At 65.0% G+C, this 17,772-nt stretch carries 22 protein-coding genes; 8 read left to right on the top strand and 14 right to left on the bottom strand.

The genetic code is table 11. The features are described 5' to 3' along the window. Positions 1–7 precede the first annotated feature (7 nt). Genes FJ978_RS12590 through FJ978_RS12580 form a run of 3 tightly spaced genes read right to left on the bottom strand, consistent with a single transcriptional unit; the run spans position 8 to position 2,731 of the window. On the bottom strand, positions 8–907 hold the full coding sequence (locus FJ978_RS12590) for an SDR family oxidoreductase (RefSeq protein ID WP_140572360.1): 900 nt from the start codon (positions 905–907) through the stop codon (positions 8–10). Next, the gene (gene queG / locus FJ978_RS12585; protein ID WP_140572359.1) at positions 904–2,058 is read right to left on the bottom strand and encodes a tRNA epoxyqueuosine(34) reductase QueG; all 1,155 of its coding nucleotides are present in this window, start codon (positions 2,056–2,058) and stop codon (positions 904–906) included. The genes FJ978_RS12590 and queG overlap by 4 nt, the downstream gene beginning before the upstream one ends. Then, complete coding sequence (locus tag FJ978_RS12580) at positions 2,039–2,731, bottom strand: glutathione S-transferase family protein (protein WP_013892024.1); 693 nt, start codon at positions 2,729–2,731, stop codon at positions 2,039–2,041. The genes queG and FJ978_RS12580 overlap by 20 nt, the downstream gene beginning before the upstream one ends. A 320-nt stretch (positions 2,732–3,051) precedes the next feature. Between FJ978_RS12580 and FJ978_RS12575 the strand changes: the two genes are divergently transcribed. Continuing rightward, the gene (locus FJ978_RS12575) at positions 3,052–3,858 is read left to right on the top strand and encodes an undecaprenyl-diphosphate phosphatase (RefSeq protein ID WP_013892025.1); all 807 of its coding nucleotides are present in this window, start codon (positions 3,052–3,054) and stop codon (positions 3,856–3,858) included. 99 nt (positions 3,859–3,957) lie between these two features. Here the strand turns inward: FJ978_RS12575 and FJ978_RS12570 are convergent, their stop codons facing one another. Beyond that, a complete protein-coding gene (locus tag FJ978_RS12570) occupies positions 3,958–4,335 on the bottom strand; it encodes a YraN family protein (RefSeq protein ID WP_140572358.1) in 378 nt (125 codons plus the stop codon). Beyond that, positions 4,328–5,236 (bottom strand): 16S rRNA (cytidine(1402)-2'-O)-methyltransferase, encoded by a 909-nt coding sequence (rsmI, locus tag FJ978_RS12565; protein WP_140572357.1) that lies wholly within the window; start codon positions 5,234–5,236, stop codon positions 4,328–4,330. Before rsmI ends, FJ978_RS12570 begins: the two co-directional genes overlap by 8 nt. A gap of 170 nt (positions 5,237–5,406) precedes the next feature. Here rsmI and FJ978_RS12560 point away from each other — a divergent pair, with 170 nt between their 5' ends. Then, positions 5,407–5,607 carry a hypothetical protein gene (locus FJ978_RS12560; protein WP_140572356.1) on the top strand — a complete coding sequence of 67 codons (201 nt, stop codon included), beginning with the start codon at positions 5,407–5,409 and terminating at the stop codon, positions 5,605–5,607. Positions 5,608–5,680: 73 nt separating this feature from the next. On the opposite strand, the gene FJ978_RS12555 is transcribed toward FJ978_RS12560, so the two are convergent. The 6 genes from FJ978_RS12555 to rph form a co-directional block, all read right to left on the bottom strand. Continuing rightward, a complete protein-coding gene (locus tag FJ978_RS12555; RefSeq protein WP_140572355.1) occupies positions 5,681–6,118 on the bottom strand; it encodes an EamA family transporter in 438 nt (145 codons plus the stop codon). Positions 6,119–6,140: 22 nt separating this feature from the next. Then, positions 6,141–6,464: a low molecular weight protein tyrosine phosphatase family protein gene (locus FJ978_RS12550; protein WP_140572354.1), complete on the bottom strand. Its 324-nt coding sequence runs from the start codon at positions 6,462–6,464 to the stop codon at positions 6,141–6,143. A gap of 2 nt (positions 6,465–6,466) precedes the next feature. Then, positions 6,467–7,630, bottom strand: a complete 1,164-nt coding sequence (gene hemW, locus FJ978_RS12545) for a radical SAM family heme chaperone HemW (protein ID WP_140572353.1) — start codon at positions 7,628–7,630, stop codon at positions 6,467–6,469. Further along, positions 7,627–8,304, bottom strand: coding sequence for an RdgB/HAM1 family non-canonical purine NTP pyrophosphatase (gene rdgB, locus FJ978_RS12540; RefSeq protein WP_140572352.1), 678 nt, complete (start codon positions 8,302–8,304; stop codon positions 7,627–7,629). Before rdgB ends, hemW begins: the two co-directional genes overlap by 4 nt. Next, positions 8,304–8,714 (bottom strand): VOC family protein, encoded by a 411-nt coding sequence (locus FJ978_RS12535; RefSeq protein WP_140572351.1) that lies wholly within the window; start codon positions 8,712–8,714, stop codon positions 8,304–8,306. The genes rdgB and FJ978_RS12535 overlap by 1 nt, the downstream gene beginning before the upstream one ends. A gap of 204 nt (positions 8,715–8,918) precedes the next feature. After that, positions 8,919–9,635, bottom strand: coding sequence for a ribonuclease PH (rph, locus tag FJ978_RS12525; protein ID WP_013892034.1), 717 nt, complete (start codon positions 9,633–9,635; stop codon positions 8,919–8,921). 219 nt (positions 9,636–9,854) lie between these two features. Here rph and hrcA point away from each other — a divergent pair, with 219 nt between their 5' ends. The 6 genes from hrcA (at position 9,855) to FJ978_RS12495 (ending at position 15,578) form a co-directional block, all read left to right on the top strand. After that, complete coding sequence (gene hrcA, locus FJ978_RS12520; RefSeq protein WP_041164512.1) at positions 9,855–10,937, top strand: heat-inducible transcriptional repressor HrcA; 1,083 nt, start codon at positions 9,855–9,857, stop codon at positions 10,935–10,937. Positions 10,938–11,006: 69 nt separating this feature from the next. Beyond that, positions 11,007–11,204 (top strand): hypothetical protein, encoded by a 198-nt coding sequence (locus tag FJ978_RS12515; RefSeq protein WP_013892036.1) that lies wholly within the window; start codon positions 11,007–11,009, stop codon positions 11,202–11,204. Positions 11,205–11,329: 125 nt separating this feature from the next. After that, on the top strand, positions 11,330–12,682 hold the full coding sequence (locus FJ978_RS12510) for a sorbosone dehydrogenase family protein (protein ID WP_224728691.1): 1,353 nt from the start codon (positions 11,330–11,332) through the stop codon (positions 12,680–12,682). Positions 12,683–12,830: 148 nt separating this feature from the next. After that, entirely contained in the window at positions 12,831–13,448 is a 618-nt protein-coding gene (locus tag FJ978_RS12505; protein ID WP_013892038.1) for a LysE family translocator, read from the top strand. Between the two features lie 181 nt (positions 13,449–13,629). Continuing rightward, entirely contained in the window at positions 13,630–14,610 is a 981-nt protein-coding gene (gene cysK / locus FJ978_RS12500; protein ID WP_013892039.1) for a cysteine synthase A, read from the top strand. A gap of 341 nt (positions 14,611–14,951) precedes the next feature. Beyond that, on the top strand, positions 14,952–15,578 hold the full coding sequence (locus tag FJ978_RS12495; protein ID WP_013892040.1) for a glutathione S-transferase family protein: 627 nt from the start codon (positions 14,952–14,954) through the stop codon (positions 15,576–15,578). A gap of 3 nt (positions 15,579–15,581) precedes the next feature. Here the strand turns inward: FJ978_RS12495 and FJ978_RS12490 are convergent, their stop codons facing one another. From FJ978_RS12490 to FJ978_RS12480, 3 genes are all read right to left on the bottom strand, one after another. After that, positions 15,582–16,841 carry an RNA polymerase sigma factor gene (locus tag FJ978_RS12490; protein ID WP_140572349.1) on the bottom strand — a complete coding sequence of 420 codons (1,260 nt, stop codon included), beginning with the start codon at positions 16,839–16,841 and terminating at the stop codon, positions 15,582–15,584. Further along, a complete protein-coding gene (locus FJ978_RS12485; RefSeq protein WP_140572348.1) occupies positions 16,841–17,194 on the bottom strand; it encodes a YciI family protein in 354 nt (117 codons plus the stop codon). The genes FJ978_RS12490 and FJ978_RS12485 overlap by 1 nt, the downstream gene beginning before the upstream one ends. A 115-nt stretch (positions 17,195–17,309) precedes the next feature. Continuing rightward, on the bottom strand, positions 17,310–17,678 hold the full coding sequence (locus tag FJ978_RS12480; protein WP_140572347.1) for a YciI family protein: 369 nt from the start codon (positions 17,676–17,678) through the stop codon (positions 17,310–17,312). Between the last annotated feature and the right edge of the window lie 94 nt (positions 17,679–17,772).

Raw genomic sequence — 17,772 nt, 5'->3', positions numbered from 1 at the left:
GCAACAGTCAGCGCTTCATCGGGCTGCGCGCCTCGCCGTCGCGCCAGTTGCCGTCAGCCCACATATGGTCGAAGGCGGTGCGGTAATCCGGGAAGCGAAAGCGATAACCCGTTGCCTTGATCGCCGCGTTGGCGACCCGTTTGTTCTCGCCATAGAAAGACCGCGCCATGGGCGAAAGTTGGGCGGTGTCGAAAGGAATTTCGGGCGGCGGCTCGACGCCCATCAGCGACGCGGCATAGGCGACGACATCCTGCGGCGGCGCCGGCTCATCGTCGGTGACGTTGAAGATGCCGCCTTTGTTGCTTCCGATGAGTTGCCAGAGCGCGCCGGCAATGTCGTCGCAATGGATGCGGTTGAACACCTGATCCGGCTTGACCAGCCGCCTTGCCGTGCCGTTTTCCAGATTGACCAAAGCGTTGCGGCCCAGGCCGTAAATGCCGGATAGCCGCAGGATCGCCACCGGCCGGTCGATGTCCCTGCCGAGCTTCAGCCAATCCTGTTCCGCCGCGACCCGCATCACCGAGCGCTTCGACACCGGCCGGCATTCGGCTGTTTCATCGACCCAGGCGCCGCCATAGTCGCCATAGACGCCGACGGTGGAGAGATAGCCGATCCATTCCAGCGCCGGCATGCGAGCGATCGTCGCGCGGGCGGCATTCAGCACGGGATCGCCGGCGTCGTCCGGGGCGACCGAAACCACCAGATGCGTCGTTTTCTTCAGCGCCTCGCCGACTTTAGCGGTCAGCGCGCCGTCGAACAACAGCGGTGCGATGCCTGCCTGGCGCAGCGCCTCGAATTTTTCTTCAGAGCGGGTGGTGCCGACGATCGTGGCGGCACCCGGATTGGCCCGGGCAAAGGCCTTGCCCGAGTAGCCGGCGCCGAAGATGAAGACCTGTTTTTCGCTCATGCCTGTGCCCTGGTTGGCCGCGCCAGGCGCCATTCCTCGCGCACCGCCGCATCGTTCTCGGTTGCCAGGCCGATGGCGGCCCGTTGGGCATATTCGGTCTCGGGCACAAGCCGCGCCAGCGCCCATATTGCCGCGCCCCGCACCAGCGGCGAGGCATCGTCCAGCAGTCCACGCACGGTGCCGGCGAGCGCGGCATCGCCGGCATTGCCGGCCGCGATCAGCACGTTGCGGACGAAGCGATTGCGGCCGATGCGCTTTATCGGCGAGCCCGAGAAGAAGGCACGGAAGGCCGCATCGCCCAGTTCGAGCAGGTCGGCGATCGCCGGTTCGCGCAGATCGTCGCGCGCCGCGAGTTTTGCCTCGGAAGCCACCCGGGCGAACTTGTTCCAGGGGCAAGCGGCCAGACAATCGTCGCAACCATAGATGCGGTTGCCTATCGCCTCGCGGAATTCATGCGGGATCGGCCCCTTGTTCTCAATGGTGAGATAGGAGATGCAGCGCCGTGCATCGAGCCGATAGGGCGCCGGGAAGGCATCGGTCGGGCAGGCATCGAGGCATGCGCGGCAAGAGCCGCAATGGTCGATCTCGGCGCTGTCGGGGACAAGCTCCGCAGTGGTGAAGATGGTGCCGAGGAACAGCCAGGAACCGTGTTCGCGGCTGACCAGATTGGTGTGCTTTCCCTGCCAGCCCAGGCCCGCGGCTTCCGCCAGCGGCTTTTCCATGACCGGTGCTGTGTCGACGAAGACTTTGACGTCGCCGCCGGCGCGCGCGACGATCTTGCCGGCGATCTCCTTCAGCCGCCCCTTCATCACCTCGTGATAGTCGCGGTTTTGTGCATAGACCGAGATCGCGCCCCGGTCGCGCCTGGCCAGCAGGTCGCGCGGATCGTGGTCCGGTCCGTAGTTCATCGCCAGCACGATGATAGAGCGCACTTCAGGCCAGAGCGTGGAAGGCTCACTGCGCCGCGCAAGCGTCTCGGCGATCCAGTCCATCGAGCCGTGAAAACCATCGGCGACGAATTCGGCCAGCCGCGCCGGTGCCAACGGGATCGCATCGGGAGAGGTGACGGCGACGGCGTCGAAGCCGGCGCGACGCGCCTCCGCGTCGATCAGCGCGCGCAGTTTCGCGGCGTCAGAAGTCGAGGTCCGCATAATGCGACACCGGCGACAGGCCGCGCACCCGGTCGGTCAAAAGCGGCCGGAAGGAGGGCCGCGACTTCACCCGCGTGTACCACTCGCGCGCAGCAGTATGTTCGCGCCAGTCGATCTCGCCGAGATAGTCGAGCACCGACAGCGTCGCGGCGGCGGCGAGATCGGCATAGGTGACCCTGGAGCCGGCCAGCCAATGGCGGGTGCCGGCCAGCCAGTTGGTGTATTTCATGTGCTGGCGGATATTGGCGCGCGCGGCGCGGATCGCGCCTGAATCGGGTGAGCCGCCGCCCGCCGTTTCCGGCATGATCGGCTTGAGCACGCGCTCGCGCACCAGATGCCTTGTGACCTCGCTTTCGGCCTTGTTGAGATACCAGTCGATCAGCCGGCGGATTTCGGCGCGCTGCATCGGATCCTCGGCGAACAGCCGCTTGTCGCGCTTCAAGACCCCACGCGTCTCATCGAGATATTCCGAGATGACCGTTGCGCCGACGATCGGCACGTCGCCTTCGGCCAAAAGGATCGGCAGCGTGCCGGCCGGATTCAGCGCCAGGAACTCCTTGCGCCGGGTCCACGGCTTCTCCTCGATCAGCGCCAGCTCCTCGCCATACTCGCCAAAGGCGAGGCGGACAAAGCGGCAGGTGGCGAACATGGGATGGTGGAAAAGCGTCAGCATGGTTCCGCGATGATAAAGCGCACTGGTGTGGTTCGGATTTGAAGTTCCTGTCCCCTCAACGGCATCCGCGTTCAGGAACTTCAAATCCAAACCACACCAGAACTTAAGTTGGCAGTGTGGCTCAGAATCCGGAATTCGCGCATCGCGCTCGTCCCAGCTGTGGCGAATTCCGGATTGCCACACTGGCGAATCGCAGGGCGCACCGGTAAGTCTTGGCCGCCCGGTTAGCGGGCCGTCAGGGTGTTGCGACCTATAGGGGGACTTGCAAGCCATGACAAGCAAGCCGTTCTGTCAGCCATCACGCAAATGCCGAGGTAGCCATGGAAAGCCAGACCTTCGTCGAAGCCCTGCTGCTCGGCCTGCTGGAGGGGCTGACCGAGTTCATACCGGTGTCCTCGACCGGCCATATCCTGCTCGCCGGCCATTTCCTCGGCTTCCACTCGACCGGCAAGGCCTTCGAGATCCTGATCCAGCTCGGCGCCATCCTGGCGATCCTCAGCGTTTATTTCCGCCGCCTCTGGAAAATGCTGCTCGAACTGCCGCACGACCGGCTGACCAGGCATTTCGTTATCGGCATCCTCATCGCCTTCCTGCCGGCGGCGATCATCGGCGCGCTGGCGCATGATTTCATCAAGACGGTGCTGTTCGAATCGCCAAGGCTGATCTGCATCATGCTGATCATCGGCGGCATCGTGCTGCTGGCGGTGGACCGCATGAACCTCAAGCCGGTCTATCGCGACGTCGAGCGGTTTCCGACCCGGCTTTACCTGCAGATCGGCCTTTTCCAGTGCCTGTCGCTGATCCCCGGCACCTCGCGCTCGGGCTCGACCATCGTCGGCGCGCTGCTTTTGGGTGTCGACAAGCGGGCGGCGGCGGAATTTTCGTTCTTCCTCGCCATCCCGACCATGGTCGGCGCCTTCGCCTTCGACCTGTTCAAGAACCGCAACGTGCTGAGCAGTGCCGACCTGCCGATCATCGCCATCGGCTTCGTCGCCGCCTTCGTCACGGCGCTTATCGTGGTGCGCTTCCTGCTCGATTACGTCTCGCGCAACGGCTACTCGCTGTTCGGCTGGTGGCGGTTGGTGGTCGGCGGCGTCGGACTGGTGGCGTTGATGATCTGGGGGTGAGGAGTGGTCCGCGTAGCGGACGGAAAGCCAATTGCTTGGCTTTCCGAACGACGAACGCCCTGAGCCCGCGAAGGGCGAGCAACGCCGGCAAGTAACCCTCTAACTCCTCCCATAAAACGCGTTCTCGACATGCACCGGCCAGCGCCAAGGCAGCACGGCGACCATGTCGAAGCGCATCGACAGCTTGCCATAATCCGCCTGGCGCGACAGCCAGATGTCGGCGGCCCCCTCGATGCGGCGCTCCGATTCGTGGCCGACCGCCTCCATAGCCTCCATCAGCGTGCGGCGCGCCTTGACCTCGACGAACAGCACGAGGTCGCCGCGGCGCGCGATGAGGTCGATCTCGCCGAAGCGGGTGCGGTGGCGGCGCGCCAGGATCCGGTAGCCCTTCAGCATCAGCGCCACCGCGGCCAGCCATTCGCCGCGATGGCCGCGCCGATAGGCTTTTTGGCGACTGGCGCTCGGACGCTCAGCCACCGCTGCCCTCCATATCCTTCAGTTCCAGGAGCCGCCGGTAAAGCATCTGCTTCTGACCGCCAGTCATTTTCGCGGCCTCCGCCGCTGCCTTGGAGGCCGGCATTTCAGCGGCGAGCGACAACAGCAGACGGTCGATATCCTTGGGCTCGTCCGCCTTGGCTTCGGCGGGGCCGATACAGACGACGATCTCGCCCTTCGGCGTATCGGCAGCCGCATAGTAATCGGCCAGCGCTTGCAGCGTGCCGGTGCGCATCTCCTCAAAGGTCTTGGTCAATTCGCGGCCGATAGCGGCCTTGCGTTCGCCGCCGAGGGCTTCAACCATGGCGCCGAGCGACTCAGCCAGCCGGCGCGGCGATTCAAAGAAGATCAACGTTGCCGGCACCGCTTTCAAGGCTTCCAACCGTGTCAGCCGCTGGCCTGATTTGACCGGCAAAAAGCCCGCGAACAAAAAGGCGTCCGACGGCAGGCCCGATGCCGTCAGCGCGGCAAGCGGTGCCGACGGACCGGGGATCGGCACGACGCGGATGCCCTGGTCGAGCGCCTCGCCGACCAGCCGGTAGCCTGGATCAGACACCAGTGGCGTGCCGGCATCGGAAATCAGCGCCACGCTCTGCCCGGCCTGAAGCGCCGATATCAGCTTCGGCCCGGCCTCGCCGGCATTGTGCTCATGATAGGCCGTGGTGCGGCGGCGGATGCCGTAGCGGTCGAGCAGCACGCGCGACACCCGCGTGTCCTCGCAGGCGACAATGTCGGCGGCGGCCAGCGTCTCCAGCGCACGTAGCGTGATGTCGGCGAGATTGCCGATCGGCGTCGCCACCAGATAGAGCGCCGGCTCCAGCGGCCGGGCCGCGATCTCGGCCTGCCCGACCACATAGCTGCGCTTGCCCGTCTCACCGGTCACTGATCAACTCTCCGTTCGGCCCTGTTTGGCCTGCCAAATCCTTGTTTGGCATGGCTGGCGCGGGCTTGCAAAAGCTCACGTCGATTTAAGGCAATCGCCATTCCTTTGCCACAGTAGGGAACGAAACCGGGTCTGGCAGATTTAGTCCCTAATTCCCCCGGGAGGAGATGATGGACAGCCTCAAGATACAGGATGCTTTCGAGCCCTACTATGCCGGCCGCAACCGCGTTGCCGTCCCCACGGACGAGCGGCTGCCTGCAGAGACCGACGCCAACCTGACCAAGCGGCCCGCACGCGGCTTGCCCATGAGGACCGTGCCCACGACTATCAGGCATTCCGACAACGAACCCCAAAGCATGACGGAGCACTGACCGGACGATGCCCAATCGCTTCGATATTTTCATCACCCGTCTTGAAACGAAGAGCGCACGCCATGGCGTGCCGCTACCCCCGATAGGCGACCAGCACAGCACCCGCCGCGATAAGGGCGACGCCAAGCCAGTTCGCTCCGGAGAGGCGCTCGCCGAGAAAGACCGCGCCAAACACCGCCACAAGCACGACGCTTAGCTTGTCGATGGGCGCCACCTGCGCCGCATTGCCGATCTTCAGCGCGCGGAAATAGCAGAGCCAGGAGGCCCCGGTCGCCAGACCGGAGAGGCCGAGGAACAGCCAGGTCTTTGCCGAGATCGTGGACGGCGACTGGAACTGGCCGCTTGCCAGCAGGATCGCCCCGAGCACGGCCAGGATGATGACCGTGCGGATGAAGGTGGCGAAGTCGGAACTGATGTTCTCGATGCCGACCTTGGCGAAGATTGCCGTCAGCGCCGCGAAGGCCGCAGACAGCAGCGCCCAGAATTGCCAGGAGGAGAAGGTCAGGTTCATTCGGGCCTCGCGCTTCGGGGTTTCAATCGAGATAGCGTGAAACGCGCGCCTTCAGAAGCTCGATCAACTCCAGATCCATGAACTCATAGTTATCGGGTATATCGAGGCAGATGACCCGAGCCTTGTTCAGGCTGGCCTTGAATTTCTTCTGCAGCTTGGTGCGGTGCACCTTTTCCATGACGAAGATGATGTCGGCCCAGGCGACCAGTTCGTGCGTCAGCGGCGTATCGGCGTCGTGGTTGGTTCCCGCCGACGCGACCTCCAGATCCCGGCGCGTGGAAAACACCTGTTCGGCTGTGGGACTGCGCAAGCGGTTCTGGCTGCAGATAAAGAGGACGTTTTTCAAAGTTAGCGCGCCAAATCCGCCACCACGGCGTCGAGCACGATCATGCCGGCCGGCGTGGCGCGCAGCCGCGTATTGCCGATCGGCGCCACCAGTCCTTCGCCCTGCAACACCGACAGCCGCGCGCTCGACAGGCCGCGGCCGGAAAACGCCTCGTAGCGCGAAAGGTCGATGCCTTCGGCCAGCCTCAGCCCCATCAGCAGGAACTCGTCGGCCTCCTCCGAGCGCGTCAGGATCTCGCCGCCGGTGATGCCGTGGCCCTTGGCCTCGACCAGATTGGCCCAGGTCTCCGGCATCCGCTCGGCGATCGTCACCGTGCGGCGGCCATGCTCGACGAAGCGACCATGCGCGCCGGGACCCACACCGACATATTCGCCGTAGCGCCAGTAGGTCAGATTGTGGCGGCTTTCGGCGCCCGGCCGGGCGTGGTTGGATATCTCATAAGCCGGCAAACCATGCCCCGTGGTGATCTCCTGCGTCAACGCATAGAGGTCGGCGGCGTGGTCGTTGTCGGGGATGATGAATTTCTTCGCCGCGTGCAGCGCGTGGAAGGGCGTGCCTTCCTCGATGGTCAGCTGGTAGAGCGACAGATGGTCGGCGGCATGACCGATCGCCTGTTCGAGCTCGGATGCCCAGGCTTCCGGCGTCTGGCCGGGCCGGGCGTAAATGAGATCGAAGGAGAGCCTTGGGAATATTTCCCGCGCCAGCCCGATGGCGTGCAAGGCCTCCTCGACATTGTGCAGGCGGCCGAGGAAGCGCAGATCCTTGTCGTTCAACGCCTGTACGCCAAGCGAGACGCGGTTGACGCCGGCCGTCCGGTAGCCGCGAAACCGTTCGGCCTCGACCGAGGACGGATTGGCCTCCAGCGTCACCTCGATGCCGTCAGGCACTGTCCAGTTCCTGGCCACGGCGTCCAGAACCCTGGCCACGGTTTCCGGCTTCATCAGCGAGGGCGTGCCGCCGCCGAGAAAGATGCTTGTCACCTCGCGCGGGCCGGTGCGCTGGCGCATCGTCGCCAGTTCCGCCTCGAAGGCGGCGGCAAAGCGCTCCTGGTCGACCGGCTGGTGGCGGACATGGCTGTTGAAGTCGCAATAAGGGCATTTGGCCGCGCAGAACGGCCAATGAATGTAGACGCCGAAGCCGGGGGCCCGGTCGAGCAGCATGCTCATGCCTCGCCCAATCTCGCCAGATCCAATCGTGCCTGGGCGAATTTCTGGAAGGCACGGGCGCGGTGCGACAGCGCGGTCGCCTGGCCAGGCTTCCAGCCATGCTTTTCCTCGGCGCTCATCTCGCCAAACGTCTTGTCGAAACCATCCGGCAAGAACACCGGGTCGTAGCCGAAGCCGAGCTCGCCGCGCGGCGGCCAGACCAGCGTGCCTTCGGCCTCGCCGCGATAATATTCGGCCTCGCCGTCGGGGAAGGCGAGGCAGATGACGGCGACAAAGCGGCCCTTGCGCTGCTCCGGCAAAGCGGCTCCCACTTCCTGCAACGCCACTTCGGTGCGCTGCATGGCCATGGCGAAATCCCTGCCGCCGTCGGGGGTTTCAGCCCAGTTGGCGGTGTAGACGCCGGGCGCGCCGTCGAGCGCGTCGACGCACAGGCCGGAATCGTCCGACAGCGCCGGCAGGCCGGTCGCCTTTGCGGCGGCCAGCGCCTTGATGTAGGCGTTTTCCTCGAAAGTGGTGCCGGTTTCGTCGGGTTCCGGCAGGCCATAGTCCTTGGCCGACTTCGCCTCGAAGCCGAACGGCCGCATCAGGTCGGCGAACTCGCGCAGCTTGCCGGCATTGTGGCTGGCAACGACGATCTTCTTGCCGTCAAGTGAGTGAACAGTTGGCGAATGCATCAAAGGCCCCAGATTCTTGGCTCGGCAAACTCGATCGAATTGCCCGAGGGGTCGCGTATATAGATCGAACGGCCGCCTTGCGGCCATTCGAATTCGCTTTCGATGGCGACGTTCTTCGTCTTGAGATGGGCCTTCCAGGCCGCGATTTCCACGGCGGTCGCCGCAAAGCAGAGATGGCCTTCGCCGACCGTGCCATGCGGCGGCACTTTCAGCTTGGCATCGGGCGCGGGTGGGATCTTGGTTGCCTCGGCGTTGAAGATGAGCAGCACACCGGGTCCGCAACGGAAGAACAGGTGGCGGCCTTCGACCTTGCCGAGGAGGTGAAGGCCGAGGGTGTCGCGATAGAATTGTTCGGCTGCGTGCAAGTCTGTGACGTAGAGCGCTGACTCAAGAATGGCAGAGGGAGTCACGAGGCACCCCCCTCTGCCCTGCCGGGCATCTCCCCCGCAAGGGGGGAGATTGGCAGCGTCAAAGCCGGTTCATAATTTGCACCGTCGGTGGTTGGCGAAATCCGCGACCACAGCCGATCTCCCCCCTTGCGGGGGAGATGGCCGGCAGGCCAGAGGGGGGTGTTCAAGCTCGACATTTAAAACCTAAGCCACCGCCATTTGACCCTAAGCCACCGCCATCTGCTGCAAACTCACCAGGCGCTGGATGCCTTTCTTGGCCAGGCCCATCAAGTCCGCGAACTGCCCTTCGGAGAACGGCTCGCCCTCGGCGGTTCCCTGGATCTCGACGATGCCGCCCTTGCCGGTCATGACGAAATTGGCGTCGGTGCCGGCCGATGAATCCTCGATGTAATCGAGGTCGATGACCGGCTGGCCGTCATGGATACCGCAGGAAATCGCCGCGACATGGTCCTTCAGCACCTTGGAAACGCTGGTCATCTGCCGCGCTTCCATCCAGCGCAGGCAGTCGTACAGCGCCACCCAGCCGCCGGTGATCGAGGCGGTACGGGTGCCGCCATCGGCCTGGATGACGTCGCAGTCGACGGTAATCTGCTGTTCGCCCAGCGCCTGCAAGTCGACCACGGCGCGCAGAGAACGGCCGATGAGGCGCTGGATTTCCAGCGTGCGGCCGCCCTGCTTGCCGGCGGATGCCTCGCGGCGCATGCGCTCGCCAGTCGAGCGCGGCAGCATGCCATATTCGGCCGTCACCCAGCCCTTGCCGGAATTGCGCATCCAGCCCGGCACCTTCTCCTCGAGGCTCGCCGTGCACAGGACGTGGGTGTCGCCGAACTTCACCAGGCACGAGCCTTCGGCGTGCTTGGAGACGCCGCGCTCGAAGGAGATGGCACGCATTTCGTCGAATTGGCGTTTGGAGGGGCGCATTCAGGCTTCTTTCTTGTCATTTTCGGAATCTTGGCCGGCTTGTAGCCTCACCAAGCTTAGGGCGCAAAGGAAAATGGCCGGCTGAGCGCAAACGCGGCACCGAGCAATCTGACACAGACGCCGGGCGATCTGACACAGACGCCGGGCGATCTGATGCAGACACCGGGTTGCGCCCACCGTGCCGAAGTCTATATCCTGAACAAGGAGGTTTTTGGCCGTATGACCAAGGCAATCGATCCCGGTTCGCAGTCGCTTGCACTTCAATCACTCGACATGCGCTCACGCGACATCTTCCGGCGCATCGTCGATTCCTATCTCAGGGATGGCGAGCCCGTGGGCTCGCGCAGCCTGTCGCGCATCCTGCCCTCCTCACTGTCGCCGGCCACCATCCGCAATGTGATGAGCGACCTGGAACATCTCGGGCTGATCTATGCGCCGCATATCTCGGCCGGCCGGCTGCCGACGCAGGCGGGCCTGCGTTTCTTCGTCGATGCCTTCATGGAACTTGGCGATCTCTCCGACGAGGAGCGCCGCACCATCGAAGCACAGGTGCGGGCCTCGGGCTCGGGCGCGACGCTGGAGCATATGCTGACCGAGGCCAGCCAGATGCTGTCGGGCATGTCTCGCGGCGCCGGCCTGGTGCTGGCCGCCAAGAACGAGGTGGCGCTGAAGCACATCGAATTCATCCAGCTGGAGCCGACCAAGGCACTTGCCGTGCTGGTGTCGCAGAATGGCGACGTCGAAAACCGCGTCGTCGAGCTGCCCGCCGGCATCACCGTCTCGCAGCTGCACGAGGCCTCGAATTTCCTCAACGCGCATATTCGAGGCCGCACGCTGGCCGAGGCGCGGACCGAGATCGCCCGCATCAAGGAAGAGACAAGGGCAGCGCTGGACACGCTGTCGCAGGATCTCGTCGAGAAGGGGCTGGCGGTATGGGCGGGCGCCGAAAGCGGCCTGCCGGCGCGGCTCATCGTGCGCGGCCGGGCCAATCTGCTCGAAAACGTCACCGCGCAGGCGGACATCGAACTGCTGCGGCACCTGTTCGAGGACATGGAGACGCAGGACGGGCTGATCCAGCTGCTTGATCTGGCCGAGCAGGGATCAGGCGTGCGCATCTTCATCGGCTCCGAAAACAAGCTGTTCTCGCTGTCGGGCTCGTCGCTGGTGGTCGCGCCCTATCGCGACAAGGATGCCCGCGTCGTCGGCGCGCTCGGCGTCATCGGCCCGACCCGGCTGAATTACGCGCGCATCGTGCCGATGGTGGATTACACGGCGCAGCTGATATCGCGCATGCTGCGCTAGGTGTATTGATATTCAGCCGGCCTGCGAGCGGCGACTTCCTGCGCTTCCTGGCCGCCAAGGAGAAAAAGAATGGCGCTCGAAGAGTTCAAGGCCCGGATCAGCCTGCTGCTGGAGGAAATGGTCAACCAGCCGGAAGACCAGCACGAAATCCAGGAACAGCTGCGCGAGAAGCTGCGCGAAATGCGCGCCATGGGCTTGCCGCTGCCGGCGGATCTCGTCGCCTTGGAAAAGCGCCTCGACGACGATTTTTACGCCGCCGGGACCTGAACCCGGAAGCAAGACGGAACCCAGGGACAAACCGGCCGTTGGTTTCCTTCGCGACCAGGTGGAGGAAGACAATGGCCCGAATAGCTGGGACCCGAATGGCTGGGACCCGAATGGCTGGAATCCGAATGGCCGGCCTTTCCGCACTACTCCTCACGACCGCGGCATTCGCCCAGCAGGCCGACCAGCCGGTGCTGAGGGGTCCGGCCGCCTTTGGCGACTGGCGCGCCGACAAGCCCGGGGTGCGCCGCCTGATCAAGCCGGAAGACCTGCCGAAGCCCAATGTCGCCAAGTCGGCCTCGAACAGCGCTGGCCTTGCCGAAAGGCCGGCGGACGCCAAACCGCAACTGCCGGAAGGCTTTTCAGCCGAGCTGATCGCGTCGGGCATCGACAATCCGCGCGTGGTGCGCACAGCCCCCAATGGCGACCTGTTCGTCGCCGACAGCGAAGCCAACCAGATCCGCGTCTATCGTTTGACCGAGGGCAGCGCCAAACCCGCCGAGAAAAGCATCTTCGCCGGCGATCTCAACCAGCCCTACGGCATTGCCTTCTATCCGCCGGGCAGCGATCCGCAATGGGTCTATGTCGCCAACAGCGACAGCATCGTGCGCTTTGCCTACCGCAATGGCGATCTCAAGGCATCCGCCGACCCGGAAACCATCGTCGACGACATTCCATCGAACCATCACTGGACGCGCGACATCGCCTTTTCGCCTGACGGCAAGACGCTCTATCTCTCGGTCGGCTCGGGCTCGAACGCCGCCGGGGACATGGGCAAGAGGCCGAGGGGCGGGCTCGAGGCATGGGTCAAGTCAAAGCCGCTCGGCGCCGCCTGGGGCTCCGAAGAGGGACGCGCCGACGTGCAGGCCTTCGACCCCGACGGCAAGAACGGCCGCACCGTCGCCACCGGCCTGCGCAACTGCTCGGGCATGACCGTCCAGCCGGCGACCGGCGCGCTGTGGTGCGTCGTCAACGAGCGCGATGCGCTGGGCGACAACACGCCAGCCGAATACGCCACATCGGTCAGGGAAGGCGCCTTCTACGGCTGGCCCTGGTACTATATCGGCAACAACGAAGACCCCCGCCACAAGGGCGAGCGCCCCGACCTTGCCGGCAAGGTCGATATTCCCGATGTGCTGATGCAGGCGCATTCGGCGCCGCTCAACATCGCCTTCTACGACGGCAAGGACCTGCCCGCGAACGCGGGATTTCCCAGGGAATACCGCGGCGATGCCTTCGTCGCCCTCCACGGTTCGTGGAACCGTGGCAACCGGACCGGCTACAAGGTCGTGCGCCTGCTGTTCAGGGATGGCAAGCCGACCGGTGAATACGAGGATTTCATGACCGGCTTCGTCGTCTCCAACGGCGAGGTGTGGGGCCGGCCGGTCGGCGTGACGGTGGCCAAGGATGGCGCGCTGATCGTGACCGAAGACGGCAACGGCACCATCTGGCGCGTGACCTATGGCGACGGCCGTTCCTGATCCTGCAGCGCCGGCGCAGGCCCCGTCACCCGGATGAGCGGGCCAGCGCGACGTATCTCGGATGTCTGGTGCAATGGATTCCGTCCCCAGAGAATTCAATTCTGGTCCGTTCCATGCGACAAGGCAGGCCAATCTGGGACCACCAGCCATGACCCTCACCGGCTTTCTCGCCTACAGTGCCGCCCTTGGCATAGCCGCTGCCATTCCAGGTCCCGGCGTCACCGCGCTTGTCGCGCGGGCGCTCGGCTCCGGCTTCCGCTCATCGCTGGCCATGTCCTTTGGCCTGATGCTCGGCGACCTCACCTACCTGACCGCCGTGGTGCTCGGCCTCGCCTTCGTCGCGCAGACTTTCGGCATGGTGTTCCTGGCGATCAAATGGGCCGGCGTCGCGTATCTGGCATTTCTCGGCTGGCGCTTCTGGACCGCCGGCATCACACCCGAAACCGTCGAAGCCCGGAAGGGCAAGGGTGGACTGGCGTCGAGTTTCCTCGCCGGGCTGACCGTCACGCTCGGCAATCCGAAAACGATGATCTTCTACCTGGCGATCACGCCGACCATCGTCGACCTGAAGACCATCACGCTGGCCGACTACGGCATTCTCGTCGCGCTGACGATCGTCGTGCTGTTCGTCGTGCTGGTGCCCTACCTTGCGCTGGCCGCCAAGGCGCGCTGGTTCCTGAAATCGCCGCGTGCGCTAAGGGTGCTGAACCGCACCGCCGCCGGCTTCATGGTCGGCGCCGCGGCGGCGATCGCTGCCCGCCAATAGCCCCTGCTCGGCCAAAATATTCCAGATATCGGCCTTTTCGGAAAACGCTTTTCCGAGACGCAGGCGCTTTAGAGATGCGCCCCACTCGGATATTCTTCGCTGACGGTCTATCTTGCGCGACCGAAGGCCCTTTGCCGCCAATTGCCTGAAATTACTTGCCTGACTCCTGGGAGCGAAACCAATGAACAAGCCCGTCACCTCCGCCCGCGCCCCCGGCCGCGGCCGCATCTACAATTCCATCACCGACACGATCGGCGACACGCCCCTGGTGCGGCTCGACAAATTCGCCAAGGAGAAGGGCATCGTAGCCAAGCTCGTCGCCAAGCTCGAATTCTTCAACCCGATCGCTTCGGTCAAGGACCGCATCGGCGTGGCGATGATCGAGGCGCTGGAGGCGGCCGGCAAGATTTCTCCCGGCAAGACCACGCTGATCGAACCGACCTCGGGCAACACCGGCATCGCGCTCGCCTTCGCCGCCGCCGCCAAGGGCTACAAGCTGATCCTGACCATGCCGGAGACGATGTCGGTCGAGCGCCGCAAGATGCTTGCGCTGCTCGGTGCCGAACTGGTGCTGACCGAGGGCCCGAAAGGCATGAAGGGCGCCATCGCCAAGGCCGACGAGCTGGCCGCGACCATCCCCAACGCGATCATCCCGCAGCAGTTCGAAAACCCGGCCAACCCGGAGATCCACCGCAAGACGACGGCCGAGGAGATCTGGAACGACACGCATGGCGAGGTCGACATCTTCGTCGCCGGCATCGGCACCGGCGGCACGATCACCGGCGTCGGCCAGGTGCTGAAAAAGCACAAGCCCTCGCTGCATGTCGTCGCCGTCGAGCCGGAGGCATCGCCGGTGCTGTCGGGCGGCCAGCCCGGCCCGCACAAGATCCAGGGCATCGGCGCCGGCTTCGCGCCGAAAATCCTCGACACCACGATCTATGACGAGATCGTCAAGGTCTCGAACGAGGACTCCGTCGCCAATGCCCGTCTTGTCGCCCGCCTCGAGGGCGTGCCGGTCGGCATTTCTTCGGGTGCCGCCTTGCAGGCGGCAATCGTCGTCGGCTCGCGGCCGGAAAACAAGGACAAGACCCTGGTCGTGGTCATCCCCGACTTCGCCGAACGCTATCTGTCGACGATCCTGTTTGAAGGTCTCGGGGCGTAGTTTCACAGCCGTTCGCGCCGCGTTCGAAAAGCATAATCTCCCCCCTTGAGGGGAAGATGGCCGGCAGGCCAGAGGGGGTCGGTTCGACCGGATGCGATCTCCTTGCGAGAGATGAAAGTTGGCGCTCTATGTGAGGCGACCCCCTCTGTCGCCTTCGGCGACATCTCCCCCTCGAGGGGGGAGATTACGCGCCTCACTGCTTTCGCCAATTTTCAAGGTTGCATAGCAATCCTGGCCCGCTGAAAAAACCAGCCGTGGCGACCGCCACCCGCTTGAGCCCCACCCTGCTTCCGGTTCATATCGCCCCCGGTCCGTCTTCTTTCGGGCCGGGGGAGAATCCAATGTACAAGCTCTACACACGTCCCGGCAGCGGCGGCTTCGTCGTCGAGGCGGCGCTGGCGCTGGCGAACGCTCCGTTCGAGCAGATCGACGTGCCGAAGACCGACCGGCCGGATCCCGCCTTTCTCGACATCAGCCCGCTGAACCAGGTGCCGGTGCTGATCTTGCCGGACGGGCGGTCGATGACCGAATCGGCGGCGATCTGCATCCTGCTGGCCGAGCGCCATCCCGAGGCCGGCCTGGCGCCGGCGATCGGCGCGCCGGCTCGCGTCGATTTCCTGCGCTGGATGGCCTTCATGTCTTCGGTGCTCTATCCGGCGGTGCTGCGTTTCTACTACGCGCCTCGCTACACGTCCGATGCCGACGGCACGAAGGCCGTCAAGCAGGCCGCGGTCGCCGAGATGGATCGTGGCTTCGCCGTTCTCGACAACGCGCTCAAAGGCCGTGACTGGCTGGTCGGCGACGGCCTGTCGCTGGCCGACATCTATCTCATCATGCTGGTGGCCTGGCATCCAGACATCGAGAGCGCGCGGATGGCATGGCCGAACATCGAACGCTTATGGGCGCGACTGCGCGGCCATCCGCTGATGAAGACGCTCAACACCTCGCACGAGATGTGGCCGGGCTGAAGGTCAATTTCGCAGCGCTGCCCGTTTGCCTTGCAGGAAGCGCCGTACCGCCGGGTCGCGCTCGAGGCCGATCGCCCGGTCATAGGCTTCGCTCGCCTGCGGCACTTGCCCGAGCCTGGCCAGAAGCCCGGCGCGCGCGGCCCAATAGGGCTGATAGTCGTCAAGGCGCTTGTCGTCACCCAGCACGTAAAGGGCCGCCAGTCCCGCCACGGCGCCCTCGGCCTCGGCGATCGCCACCGCACGGTTGATCGCCACGACGGGCGATCCGGCGATCGAAAACAGCGCGTCATAGAGCTCGCGGATCGCCACCCAGTCGGTGCGACCGGTCAGCCGTCGCGCCGCGTGCGCCGACTGGACTGCGGCCTCGAGCTGGTAACGGCCGATGACGCCACTCTGCGCGGCGCGGGACAGCAGCGCCTCCGCCTCATTGATGAGGGCACGGTCCCACAGCTCGCAATCCTGTTGCGCCAACGGCACGAAGTCGCCTTCGGCATCGCGCCGGGCAGCCCGGCGGGCCTCGGCAAACAGCATCAGCGCAAGCAGACCCAGCGCCTCCGGCTCATCCGGCATCAGCGAGGCCACCAGCCGGCCGAGCCAGATGCCTTCGGTCGCCAGGTTGCGGCGTTGTGTTTCGGTGCCGGCCGGGTCCGACCAGCCTTCGGCGAAGGCGGCGTAGATGGCTTCCAGCACCGCGTCCAGCCGCTCGCCGAGTTCGGCCCGCTCCGGCACGCGGAACGGAATGCCGGTTTCGCGGATACGGGTCTTGGCACGAACCAGGCGCTGGCCCATCGTCGCCGGCGAGACCAGGAAGGCAGAGGCGATGGCCGCGGCATCGAAACCCAGAATGGTCTGCAGGATCAGCGGCGCACGCACGCTCGATTCGATCGCCGGATGGGCGCAGGCGAACATCAGCCGCAAGCGTTCGTCGGGCATGTCTTCGTCGGGCAAGTCTTTGTCGGTCATGCGCGCCTCCGCTTCCTCGGCAATCAGCCTGAGATGCTCGCGGCCGGCTTCGCTGGTCAGCCGCCGCCGCACCGCATCGACACGCCGCCGGCGCGCCACCGCCAGCAGCCAGGCTTCCGGCTTGTCGGGCACGCCGGTGCGCGGCCAGCGTTCGAGCGCCGCGGCAAAGGCATCGGCCAGCGCGTCCTCGGCGGCGGCCACGTCGCGCGTGCGGGCCGACAGCCAGGCGACCAGCTTGCCATAGCTCTGCCGGGCGGCCGCTTCCGCCGCCGCCCGCGCGATCTCCGGACGACTGTCCATCACATGGTCTGTTCCCAGATCGGCCGCAGTTCGACCGTGCCGGCGCTGGCGGCGGGGCAGCGCGCCGCCCAGGCGAGAGCAGCATCGGCGTCCTCGGCCTCGATCATGTAGAAACCGGCAAGCTGCTCCTTGGTGTCGGCATAGGGGCCGTCGAGCACGTTGGTCTTGCCGTTGGCCACTCGCACCGACGTGGCGGCCTGGGTCGGCTTCAGCCGGTCACCGGCGAGCCAGGCGCCCGATTTCTTCAACGCCTCGGTATAGGCGCCATAGGCCGCGCTGATCTCGTAGGCCTTGTCGGTCGGCGCTGCCGCCATCGCGGCTTCGTTGACGTAGATCAAAAGCATGTATCGCATGGTCTTCTCCCGTTTTCTCGAAGGCCGCTCCGTTGCTGGCCGACCCTATGTCGCGTGGCCTGGACCGATTTCGACAGGGGCCGCGAAATTCCTTCGGCCTGGTCCGGCGTTTCGGTCATTTCTCCGACAGGTAGTCGGTCATTTCCCAGATCGGGCGCACCTCGACCGTACCGGTGCTGGCCGCCGGACAGCGGCCAGCCCATTGCTTGGCCGCGTCGATGTCGCTCGCCTCGATCATGTAGAAGCCGGCAAGCTGTTCCTTGGTATCGGCATAGGGGCCATCGAGCACGTTGGTCTTGCCGTTGGCCATCCGCACCGAGGCGCCCGCCTGGGTCGGGCGCAGCCGGTCGCCGGCCAGCCAGGCGCCGGATGTCTTCAACGCTTCGGTATAAGCGCCGTAGGCCGCGAGGATCTGCTCTGTCTTGTCGCGCGGCGCATTCGCCGTCGCGGCTTCGTCATTATAGATCAAAAGCATGTATCGCATGGTCTTCTCCCGTTTTTTCGAACGGCCGCTCCGTGCGGGCCGACCCAATGTCGTGCGGTGTCGGCCGATTTCGACAGGTGCCGTGAAAATCTTT

It is taken from the genome of Mesorhizobium sp. B1-1-7, from assembly GCF_006442705.1.
Taxonomy (GTDB): Bacteria; Pseudomonadota; Alphaproteobacteria; order Rhizobiales; family Rhizobiaceae; genus Mesorhizobium; species Mesorhizobium opportunistum.
Note: the sequence above shows the minus strand (reverse complement) of the source record. Positions and strands in the feature narration are given on the sequence as shown.

What these genes read in the sequence shown, in the direction of transcription:
- FJ978_RS12590 (WP_140572360.1), bottom strand. Translation starts at nt 907, where the DNA reads ATGAGCGAAAAACAGGTCTTCATCTTCGGCGCCGGCTACTCGGGCAAG.
- queG (WP_140572359.1), bottom strand. Translation starts at nt 2,058, where the DNA reads ATGCGGACCTCGACTTCTGACGCCGCGAAACTGCGCGCGCTGATCGAC.
- FJ978_RS12580 (WP_013892024.1), bottom strand. Translation starts at nt 2,731, where the DNA reads ATGCTGACGCTTTTCCACCATCCCATGTTCGCCACCTGCCGCTTTGTC.
- FJ978_RS12575 (WP_013892025.1), top strand. Translation starts at nt 3,052, where the DNA reads ATGGAAAGCCAGACCTTCGTCGAAGCCCTGCTGCTCGGCCTGCTGGAG.
- FJ978_RS12560 (WP_140572356.1), top strand. Translation starts at nt 5,407, where the DNA reads ATGGACAGCCTCAAGATACAGGATGCTTTCGAGCCCTACTATGCCGGC.
- FJ978_RS12555 (WP_140572355.1), bottom strand. Translation starts at nt 6,118, where the DNA reads ATGAACCTGACCTTCTCCTCCTGGCAATTCTGGGCGCTGCTGTCTGCG.
- hemW (WP_140572353.1), bottom strand. Translation starts at nt 7,630, where the DNA reads ATGAGCATGCTGCTCGACCGGGCCCCCGGCTTCGGCGTCTACATTCAT.
- rdgB (WP_140572352.1), bottom strand. Translation starts at nt 8,304, where the DNA reads ATGCATTCGCCAACTGTTCACTCACTTGACGGCAAGAAGATCGTCGTT.
- rph (WP_013892034.1), bottom strand. Translation starts at nt 9,635, where the DNA reads ATGCGCCCCTCCAAACGCCAATTCGACGAAATGCGTGCCATCTCCTTC.
- hrcA (WP_041164512.1), top strand. Translation starts at nt 9,855, where the DNA reads ATGACCAAGGCAATCGATCCCGGTTCGCAGTCGCTTGCACTTCAATCA.
- FJ978_RS12515 (WP_013892036.1), top strand. Translation starts at nt 11,007, where the DNA reads ATGGCGCTCGAAGAGTTCAAGGCCCGGATCAGCCTGCTGCTGGAGGAA.
- FJ978_RS12510 (WP_224728691.1), top strand. Translation starts at nt 11,330, where the DNA reads ATGGCCGGCCTTTCCGCACTACTCCTCACGACCGCGGCATTCGCCCAG.
- FJ978_RS12505 (WP_013892038.1), top strand. Translation starts at nt 12,831, where the DNA reads ATGACCCTCACCGGCTTTCTCGCCTACAGTGCCGCCCTTGGCATAGCC.
- cysK (WP_013892039.1), top strand. Translation starts at nt 13,630, where the DNA reads ATGAACAAGCCCGTCACCTCCGCCCGCGCCCCCGGCCGCGGCCGCATC.
- FJ978_RS12495 (WP_013892040.1), top strand. Translation starts at nt 14,952, where the DNA reads ATGTACAAGCTCTACACACGTCCCGGCAGCGGCGGCTTCGTCGTCGAG.
- FJ978_RS12490 (WP_140572349.1), bottom strand. Translation starts at nt 16,841, where the DNA reads ATGGACAGTCGTCCGGAGATCGCGCGGGCGGCGGCGGAAGCGGCCGCC.
- FJ978_RS12485 (WP_140572348.1), bottom strand. Translation starts at nt 17,194, where the DNA reads ATGCGATACATGCTTTTGATCTACGTCAACGAAGCCGCGATGGCGGCA.
- FJ978_RS12480 (WP_140572347.1), bottom strand. Translation starts at nt 17,678, where the DNA reads ATGCGATACATGCTTTTGATCTATAATGACGAAGCCGCGACGGCGAAT.